Genomic DNA, 9,070 nt, shown 5'->3' with positions numbered 1-9,070 from the left:
GATGGTGTACACGCCGGCCGGACCCAGCTCGCCGACCTCGACGCCGACGGTCGCGCCGTCGACGACCGGATCGCCCTTCGACCACAGGTTCCCGTCGGGGCCGACGACGGTGAGCGCCGCGAACTGCTGCTGCATCGCCTCGTTGAACGTCACCGTCACCCGTACGGGTGCCTGCGCGATCTGCGCGCCGTCCTCCGGGTTGCTGGACAGGACGACGGCATGCGCCGACGCCGGTCCGGCGGTCATCACCAGGGCCGCGACCAGGGCGGCCAGGATCGTGAACAGGCGATTCATGAGCGCCGTCCCTTCAGTACCGCACCGAGGCCGAGTGCGGCGCCGAGCGCGCCGAGCACCAGGCCGATCCCGCCGAGCCAGCGGGCGGTGTCGTCGGTTGCAACCTCGGAGGTCGCGGTGGTTTCGGACGCCGCGGTGGTTACGACGGCATGGCTGTCGCCGCTGCTCGCGGTGAGGGTCAGGCTCGGCGCCGGCTTCTCCGGCTCCGCGTCGCCGATGGCCTCCTGATCCCACGCGACGACCTGACCGTTGCTGTAGGTCTGCACCGCAGGGAACGACACCGCGTCCTGTTCGGGCAGCGGCCCTGCGGACAGCAGGAACTGCTCGAACTGGCCGGGTCCGACGGCGACGCCGGGATCGGCGGTCCAGGTCACGGAGGTCGCCAGACCTGACGCCGGGTCCTTCGTGACGGTCGCGGTCCAGCCCGGCATCGGCTCGGTCCGCGCGGACTTCAGCCCGGGCAGCGTCACCGTCAGCGCGGTGGTTCCGGCAGTCTCGGACTCGGTGGGCACCCGGAACGTGAGCACCGTATAGCCGCCCTGGGTGGCGCCGGGTGCGACGACGCTGACGTGCGCGGAGGCGACGCCGGCCCCGGCGAAGAGCATCGCAGCGGTGATGCCCGCGGCCGTGACGGCGCGGGTCGGAAGGGTCTTCATCTTCTGTCTGTGGCTTTCTGATCGGAGAGGACGTGCGGTTCAGGCGACCGCGACGGGTGGTCCCCTCCGACGGATGCTCGGTGGTGGTCGCGCCTCGACGACGCAGCGCACCGCACCGACCGGCACGACGCGTGCCGGAGCCTCCACCGGCACCGGGCCCGCCGACAGCACGGCGTGCACCACGCGGGTGATCGCCGCGTGCAGCCGTTCGGCGACGGTGAGCAGCCGGGCACACCCGGCGACCGCGACCGCGTGCGCGGCCAGCATCAGCCACGACGGGTGGGCGTGCTCGGCCGGCACGGTCGCGAGGACGATGTGCGTGCCGGCCTGGCCGGCCGCGAGGAACACGGCCGTCGGCACCGCCGGCAGATGTGCGCCCGCGACACCGACGGCGGCGGCGACCGCGATGAGCAGCGCCGCACTCGGTCCCGTGGGAAGCCCGCCACCGGCCGCGGCGTGCGCGACGATCGCGAGTGCCGCCGTCAGGGCACCCGCGGTCGCACCGCGCAGAATCGGACCGGCAGCCATGGGACCGTCAGCGCACCCCGAGCCGCGCCAGCAGGTCGGCTTCGATGCCGTCGAGCTCGGCGGAGATCGCCGCGTGCGCCGAGCGGCGACGCGGGGCGGGCATCTGCTCGGCCGCACTGATCGCGGTCGTGAGATCGGTGAGCCGGGCCCGGGTGGCCTCGGCGAACTTGGCGGTTTCGGCGTCCTGAGGATGCTGCTCGACGATCTTGGCGACGGAATGTTCGGCGCCGGCGACGCGGGCGCTCAGTCGCGCGCCGTGCCCGGTGAACTCGCCGAGCTGGTCGATCGCGATGCCCATGCGCTGTGCCCGCCGGGCGTCGAGCTGCCCGCGCAGGGCGGTGACGGTCTGGTAGACCAGCGGCACCAGTACCGGCGCCAGCAGGCGTGCGACCCCGAGGTAGCGCCGCACCTTCGCGGCGGTGAAGCCCTGGGAGGCGGCGGCCTTCTCCTGCGCCTTGAGCGTGGCGATCTGCTGCTTCTCGATCCGGGTCTGCGACTTGACGAGCTCCCTGTCGACTTTGGCCTGTGCCTTCGCGGCGCGGCGGTCCCGTCGAGACTGGTTCTTTGCTCCGAGCTTCGCTTCGAGCGCGGCCTTGTGCTTCAGGGCCTTCGCTTCGGCCTTGCGGGTGGCGCGACGCTTCCGCCGTTTGAACAACGCCATCGAACAGCACCCTCCATTCGGTGTGACGGCGCAGCGGCGCCTGAAGAATCAGGCTGTCTGTGCCGGTGGTATCGGTTCACCTTAGGACGAATACCCTGGACGGTTGTGGATGCACCCATCGAAATGCGGCGATCGCCCGTTCTCATCGAGGCGAGCGCGCTGACGAGGTGCCGTCACCGGGTGTATCTGGACGCGGCGTTTCCCGAGGACTTGGCGACGGCACCGGAGAACCCCGGAGCGAAACAGCGGCAGGAGGCTGCCGCGGCTCATCGCGAATCGATCCGCAGACAGCTGTTCGACGCCCAGCCCGGCTGGGTGCAGATCGCAGCCGACGGGCCCGCGTCCCGCCGGGCCGACGACACGATCCGGGCGTGCCGCGACGGCGCCGACCGGATCTGGGGTGCGGTGCTGCCCGCCGAACCCGAAACGGGGCGGCGGGGCCGATCCGAGATCCTGCTGCGCGATACCGTGCGCGGCGGCTACATCCCGGTGATCGTCGTCAACCACAAGGTCACCGATCCGGGCCGCGGCGCGACCACGACCGGACTGTTCGCGTGGGAACCCGCGGTGGACGAGACCCGCAAGGTGCGCAGCCAGCTGCGCGACCAGATGCGGCTCGCGCAGCTGTACCGGATGCTCGAACGGCACGGGCTCGCCAGCCCCGCGCGGGTGGCGGGGGCGATCGGCTACGGCGGGGACTGCATCCTCGTGCACGACCTGTCCGAGGTGCTCGCCGACTACGACGAGCGGTTCGCGGACCGCATCGCGATCGCGCGTGGGGAGGTCGCGACCGAGCCTGCGCAGATCGGGGAGTGCCGGACCTGCCCGTGGTGGTCGCGGTGCCGGGAACAGCTGGTGCAGGCGCACGACGTGTCGCTGGTCGCGCCCGGCCAGCGCGCGACGGTGCTGCGGGAACTCGGTGTGCACACCGTCGACGAGCTGGCCCACTGGGACGGCGAGGAACCCGAGGTGTGGCCGCAGGGGTCGTTCGCGGACACCGTCGTCACGGCGAAGGCGTGGCTGGTGGGTGCGCCCCTGGTGCGGCGGTACGGGCACGTGCACGTGCACCGCGCCGACATCGAGGTCGACGTCGACATGGAGAGCTACCACGAGTTCGGTGCCTACCTGTGGGGGACGCTGCTGAACGTCGACGGCGAGTCGGCGTACCTGCCGTTCGCGACCTGGGATCCGGTGCCCACCGACGACGAGGCCCGCTCCTTCGGAGAGTTCTGGACGTGGCTCTCCGATCAACGCAAGGTCGCCGAGCGTCGTGGGAAAACGTTTGCCGCATACTGCTATTCGAGAACGGCCGAGGACAAGTGGCTGCTGGCGTCGGCGCGCCGGTTCTACGGACGGCCCGGTGTGCCGAGCGAGGCGGAGGTCCGCGCGTTCATCGACTCGCCGCAGTGGGTCGACGTGTTCCAGGCCGTGACCGATCAGTTCGTGTGCCCGAACGGCAAGGGACTCAAGAAGATTGCGCCGCTGGCCGGACATCGGTGGCGCGACGAGGAAGCCGGTGGCGAGGCGTCGATGAGCTGGTATCGCGAGGCCGTCGGCTACGAGGGTCCGCCCGATCCGACCCAGCGGCAGCGGCTGCTCGAGTACAACGAGGACGACGTCATCGCGACGAAATTTCTGCGCGAGTGGATGACAGATCGTGCGGTGCAAGAGATTCCGCACATCGACGATCTCTGAACGTCACGACCGGACGGCAGCCGCGAGGCGGGTCATGGCGTCGACCACCGGCCGTCCGAACATGGGCGGGTCGTTGTGCCCGACCCCCGGCAGGACGACCCGTTCGACGAGATGCGGCGCCGCGTCGGCGACGCGCTCGCTCTGCGCAGGCGGGACGATCGTGTCCGCGGTGCCGTACACGACGGTGACGGGCACGCCGAGCCGGGCGACGGTCGCGGCGACCGGGAACCGGTCCCACAGCAGAACTGTGGGAAGAAACGGGTAGTGGTGCCGCGCGACCGACGGCAGGTCGACGAACGGCGAGCGCAGCAGCAGACCCGCCGGTGGATACGCGGCGGCGAGTCCGGTGGCGACGCCGGTGCCGAGGCTCTCCCCGAGATACAGCAGCCGGTCGGGCGGGACGTTCTCGATCTCGACGAGATGGTTCCGTGCCGCCCGCGCGTCGAGTGCGAGGCCGTCCTCGGTGGGCCGGCCCGGATTGCCGCCGTAGCCGCGGTAGTCGACCAGCAGCGTCGTGAATCCCGCCAGGGACAGGGCCGCCGCGAGTCGCGCCCGGTCGAGTCGATTGCCGCCGTTCCCGGGGGCGAGCAGCACGGTGAAACCGGCGCCCGGGCCGGTGGGCTCGGCGGCCGGGACGAGCCAGGCGCCCAGTTCGAGACCGTCGTCCGTGGTGAGGCGGACGTCCCGGGCGCCCGGCAGCACCTCGGCTGCCGGGGGAGGCGTGGACGTGTCCGGCAGATAGATCAACCGCCGCTGACCGACCAACAGTGCGACGCCCGCCACCGCGATCACCGCGACGACGACCACGAGCACCCGCGCTGCTGTTCCGAGGGTCACAACAACGAGTGTGCCCCCTCGTCCGAACGAATCGACATTGCTGCCGGATCACATCGGGGGAGGACGTCATATGCTCCGCATGATCAACACTGCCACTGCGCTTTTCGCAGCCGAGACGGTGATCGCGGTCATACCGAGACAGTCCTGCCTCGTGCGTGGTTTCGGTAGCTGGAACTACCGAAACCACGCACGGGCGGCGGAGCCGCCTAGCGCGGGGCCATGCGCAGCGCACCGTCCATGCGGATGGTCTCGCCGTTGAGGTAGTCGTGCTCGACGATCATCTGCACCAGCTGGGCGTACTCGGCGGGCTGGGCCAGGCGCGACGGGAACGGCACACCGGCCTCGAGGCCCTTGCGGTACTCCTCGGTGACGCCGGCGAGCATCGGGGTGTCGACGATGCCGGGGGCGATCGTGTCGACGCGGATGCCGTACTGCGCGAGGTCGCGGGCGGCGGGGACGGTCATGCCGTGCACGCCACCCTTGGATGCGGAGTACGCGATCTGCCCGATCTGGCCCTCGAAGGCGGCGACGGACGCGGTGTTGACGATGACGCCGCGCTGCCCGGCGTCGTCGACCGGATCGGTCTTGGCGATGGCGTCCGCGGCCAGGCGCATCACGTTGAACGTGCCCAGCAGGTTCACGGTGATGACCGTGCGGAACAGCTCGAGATCGTGCGGGCCGTTCTTCGACAGGATGCGGCCCGCCCAGCCGACACCCGCACAGTTGACGACGATGCGCAGCGGCACACCCGACTCGACGACCTTGTCGACCGCGGCCTGAACCTCGTCGGCGCTGGTGACGTCCGTGGCAAGCATCGTGACGCCCTCGGGGGCCTTGCTGCCGACCCGCTCGATGGACTGGGCGAGATCGAGACCGAAGACGGTCGCGCCGGCGTCGGTGAGTCGCTTCGCGGTGGCTGCGCCGAGCCCGGACGCCGCACCGGTGACCAGTGCTGCGGTTCCCTGAATTTCCACTGCAGTACTCCTGTTCCGGCGGCCCCGTCGGCGCGCCTCGTCTGTGGTCGAACCCTAGCGCGGTGATCACCGACTCGAGGCGACCACAGACCCGAGAGTTCCTGCAGTTACGCGACGCCCTCGGCGACGGTCGTGTCGACCCGACCGAGCGCGCGACTGCGGCCACGCACCAGCAGCGCCGCACCGAGCCCGGCCGCGCATCGTCGGGGCCGACGCGAGCTGCAACGAACTGTTCGTGGTCGCGGTGAACGATGCGCTCAATCCACCGACCAGGACCATCGCGGCGATCATGAGCCCCAGGTTCGGTGCGGCCGCCGCGGCGGCCATGGCGACACCGAACGCGAGTGCGGTCACCACCAGGGGTTTGACGCCGGTGCGTCCCCACGTGGCGATCACGAGCCCGCCGACGACGGAACCGGCGCCCATCGCGGCGGTGAGGAAGCCGTAGCCACCGGCCCCGGCGGTGAGCACGTGTTCCGCGACGACGGGCAGCACGACCTGGAACTCGAACGCGAGGCAGCCGACGAGCGCCATCATGAGCAGCGGCACCGCGAGATCCGGGCTGCGCCGCACGTACGCCAGGCCCTCCCGTAGCTGACCGCGGGCGCGACCGGCCTGCGGGGACAGGTTGAGCTGCGACACGTCGAGCCGCAGCAGCGACGCCACCACCGCGACGAAACTGGCCGCGTTGAGCAGGAAGCAGACGCCGAGGCCGCCGGCGGCGATGACCAGGCCGGCCACTGCCGGTCCGATCATGCGCGAGCACGACGCCAGCACGGACTGCAGGCTCACGGCGTTGCGCAGGTCGTCGGGCCCGACCATCTCGAGCATGAACGACTGGCGGGCCGGGTTCTCGAAACACTGGTTGAGGCCGAGCAGTGTGGCGAGCACCCACACATGCCACAGCTGGACGGTGCCGGTGACGGTGAGCAGGCCCAGAACCAGCGCCTGCAGCCCCATCATCGTCTGGAGCCCGATCATCAGCTTGCGCTTGTCCACCCGGTCTGCGACGACGCCGCCGTACGGGCCGAGCAGCAGCATGGGCACGGTCTGCAGCGCCAGGACGACGCCGATCGCGGTGCCGGAACCGGTCAGCTCCAGCACCAGCCAGGACTGGGCGACGGTCTGCATCCAGGTGCCCACGAGGGAGACGGCCTGGCCGGAGATGTAGCGGCGGAAATTCGCGCCGCGCATTGCTGCGAACGTCTGTCCGCGCAGGTCGGAGAGGGCTGTCACGGGCGGCACCCCGCGGAGTCGGCCATGCTCTCGGCGAGGGCTTCGAGGGCAGGAAGCGCGCGGCGGATCGCGTCGGTGTGCTCGTCCGACAACCCGGCCAGGTTCTCGGCGAACAGAGCGGTCCGCACCTCGCGCAGGTGCAGGAAGCGCTCCCGCCCGGCCTCGGTGATGCCGGCCCTGATCACGCGTTTGTCGCCGGGGTCGGGGGAACGGGTGAGCAGGCCCGCGTCCTCGAGCTTGCCGAGCATCCGCGACAGCATGGTCGGGTTGATGCCCTCGATCTCGGCGAGTTCGCGAACCCCGATCTCACCGTGTCGCGCGACCGTGGACAGCAGCGAGAACTGGCTGCGGGTCAGGCCGTCCTCGCCGGACGACCGGCGGTCGACGCGGCGGGCGATCTTGCCGAACGTGAGGCGCAGCCGTGCGATCTCGTCGTCCTCGAAACGTGTGCTTGCGGAACTCACCGTCGCCTCCCGTATTAATTGCCTATCGGCAAGCATACTCCTGCGGGCAAGCCGGAACCGCCCGTTTCCAGCGGACGGTCCAGGGGAAGGGAGGGGTGCTACTACTTGACGGGCACGCGCGGCGCCTCCACCGCGCGACGGCGGACCGCGACGGCGCGGACGCCGGCGGCAATGACGGCGAGTGCGAGCGTCGCGCCACCGGCGACGAATCCGGCCGGGGTCTCGGGGGCCAGGCCCTCACCGAGCATCCAGGCGCCGAAGGCGAAGAACAACGCCGCGGCACCGAACTTGATCGCGTTCTCCGGCAGGTGCTTGCCGAGCAGCGCGCCGACGACCACGGCGAGTGCGTCGGCCGCGACCATGCCGACGGTCGATCCGATCCACACACCGGCCCAGTTGTTGTCGGCGGCCAGCGTGATGGTGGCCAGCATGGTCTTGTCGCCGAGTTCGGCGAGGAAGAAGGCGGAGGTGACGGCCAGGAACGCGGACCGGGTCACGCGCGCGGCCTTGTTCTGCTCCTCCTCGTCGAGGGAATCGCCGCGCAGGGTCCACAGGCCGAAGAACACGAAGGCGACACCGCCGACGATCGCGAGGGCGGTGGACGGGATCGCGACCCCGAGATAGTGGCCGACGGCGACCGAGACGAGGTGCACGGCGGTGGTGGCGGCGAGGATGCCGGACAGGACGACCCACCAGCGATAGCGCAGCGCGAAGGTCATCGCCATGAGCTGGGACTTGTCGCCGAGTTCGGCGACGAAGATGACTGCGAAACTCAGGGCGATTGCGGTGATCATCGGGTTCGTTTCCTCCTGTCCGAATGGAGGAAACGGGCTTCCTCCGGACGCCGACGCGGGGTGCGTCGACGACCGAAGGTCTCGCCCACCGGAATCGAGGGATCCGGTTCACCCGGCCGGGCCGGAACCCCGAGGTGCCGTGCCAGTGTGTCGACCGAGCGATTGGGGGCTACTCCCCTTCGCTTCGGCAACGATAGCGTGTCGGCAACGAAATCGCAAAGGGCACACTAAGTTTGGCGACCCGAACTCGAGGATGTGGGCGACGGTCACGCCGCGAGCAGCATGGCCAGAATCGCGGTGTCGGGGTCGCTGTTGGGATCCACGCCGACCCTGCTGACCAGCGACGTCACCGTGCCATCGGCCTCGGCCTCCACCCACGCGGCCCGGTGCTCGAGCCCCAGGTGCGGCAGACCCGGCAGCAGGACGCACCCCGACGCGACGCCCACGTTCTCGGGCAGCGACGGTGTCGTCTCCGACGGCGGGTGCAGCATGATCAGTGCCGGCGGTTGATGCTCCGCGAACCGTCCCGGTTCGACGGCCTCCTCGCCGAGCACCGGCCCTTCGGCGACCACCAGCCCGACCGTGCCCGGCGCCGGATCGTCCGGAAGTTCCTCGCGTACCCCGAAGACGGTGGATGTGGGCAGCAGGCCCGGGAGCGAGGCCACCCGTACCGTCATCGCCAGCAGCTGGGTCCACTCGCGGGTGGTCTCGGGCCAGCGTCCCGAGACGACGAAACCGCGCAGGGATCCGGCGGCCTGGAAGGCGGCGAGTTCGATTCTTTCGTGTCCGTTCATCCCGCAACCTCCCCATGTCGAAGTTGTGTCGGCGCGCAGCGCCACCGCTACACCTCGTTGGGTATATGAGAAGAATGACCGGATCCCGGCTGGCACACAAGGGGGACGGAGTGCCAGGACCGCGGCCCGCGGACACG

At 70.4% G+C, this 9,070-nt stretch carries 11 protein-coding genes; 1 reads left to right on the top strand and 10 read right to left on the bottom strand.

What is annotated here, in order from left to right:
* From I0Q12_RS16755 to I0Q12_RS16740, 4 genes are all read right to left on the bottom strand, one after another.
* Window positions 1–294, bottom strand: a 294-nt coding sequence (locus tag I0Q12_RS16755) for a copper resistance CopC family protein (protein ID WP_197252974.1), incomplete at its 3' end; no start/stop codon positions are given.
* Complete coding sequence (locus I0Q12_RS16750) at window positions 291–950, bottom strand: YcnI family protein (protein ID WP_197252973.1); 660 nt, start codon at window positions 948–950, stop codon at window positions 291–293. The genes I0Q12_RS16750 and I0Q12_RS16755, both read right to left, overlap by 4 nt.
* Before the next feature lie 39 nt (window positions 951–989).
* Complete coding sequence (locus I0Q12_RS16745; protein WP_197252972.1) at window positions 990–1,478, bottom strand: hypothetical protein; 489 nt, start codon at window positions 1,476–1,478, stop codon at window positions 990–992.
* 7 nt (window positions 1,479–1,485) lie between these two features.
* Window positions 1,486–2,139 carry a DUF6474 family protein gene (locus I0Q12_RS16740; RefSeq protein WP_197252971.1) on the bottom strand — a complete coding sequence of 218 codons (654 nt, stop codon included), beginning with the start codon at window positions 2,137–2,139 and terminating at the stop codon, window positions 1,486–1,488.
* Between the two features lie 123 nt (window positions 2,140–2,262).
* Here I0Q12_RS16740 and I0Q12_RS16735 point away from each other — a divergent pair, with 123 nt between their 5' ends.
* On the top strand, window positions 2,263–3,834 hold the full coding sequence (locus I0Q12_RS16735; RefSeq protein ID WP_197252976.1) for a TM0106 family RecB-like putative nuclease: 1,572 nt from the start codon (window positions 2,263–2,265) through the stop codon (window positions 3,832–3,834).
* 3 nt (window positions 3,835–3,837) lie between these two features.
* Here I0Q12_RS16735 and I0Q12_RS16730 read toward each other — a convergent pair whose 3' ends face one another.
* From I0Q12_RS16730 to I0Q12_RS16705, 6 genes are all read right to left on the bottom strand, one after another.
* Window positions 3,838–4,671, bottom strand: coding sequence for an alpha/beta hydrolase (locus tag I0Q12_RS16730; protein WP_307846294.1), 834 nt, complete (start codon window positions 4,669–4,671; stop codon window positions 3,838–3,840).
* 206 nt (window positions 4,672–4,877) lie between these two features.
* Entirely contained in the window at window positions 4,878–5,645 is a 768-nt protein-coding gene (locus I0Q12_RS16725; RefSeq protein ID WP_197252970.1) for an SDR family NAD(P)-dependent oxidoreductase, read from the bottom strand.
* A 66-nt stretch (window positions 5,646–5,711) separates the two neighbouring features.
* Complete coding sequence (locus I0Q12_RS16720) at window positions 5,712–6,881, bottom strand: MFS transporter (protein WP_197252969.1); 1,170 nt, start codon at window positions 6,879–6,881, stop codon at window positions 5,712–5,714.
* Window positions 6,878–7,345: a MarR family transcriptional regulator gene (locus tag I0Q12_RS16715; RefSeq protein ID WP_248675601.1), complete on the bottom strand. Its 468-nt coding sequence runs from the start codon at window positions 7,343–7,345 to the stop codon at window positions 6,878–6,880. The genes I0Q12_RS16720 and I0Q12_RS16715 overlap by 4 nt, the downstream gene beginning before the upstream one ends.
* 101 nt (window positions 7,346–7,446) lie before the next feature.
* Window positions 7,447–8,139: a TMEM165/GDT1 family protein gene (locus I0Q12_RS16710; RefSeq protein ID WP_197252967.1), complete on the bottom strand. Its 693-nt coding sequence runs from the start codon at window positions 8,137–8,139 to the stop codon at window positions 7,447–7,449.
* A 266-nt stretch (window positions 8,140–8,405) separates the two neighbouring features.
* Window positions 8,406–8,933, bottom strand: a complete 528-nt coding sequence (locus I0Q12_RS16705) for a peptidase (protein WP_197252966.1) — start codon at window positions 8,931–8,933, stop codon at window positions 8,406–8,408.
* Window positions 8,934–9,070: the final 137 nt, after the last annotated feature.

Origin of the sequence: Rhodococcus sp. CX, assembly GCF_015865005.1 — a bacterium.
Taxonomy (GTDB): Bacteria; Actinomycetota; Actinomycetes; order Mycobacteriales; family Mycobacteriaceae; genus Rhodococcus.
Note: the sequence above shows the minus strand (reverse complement) of the source record. Positions and strands in the feature narration are given on the sequence as shown.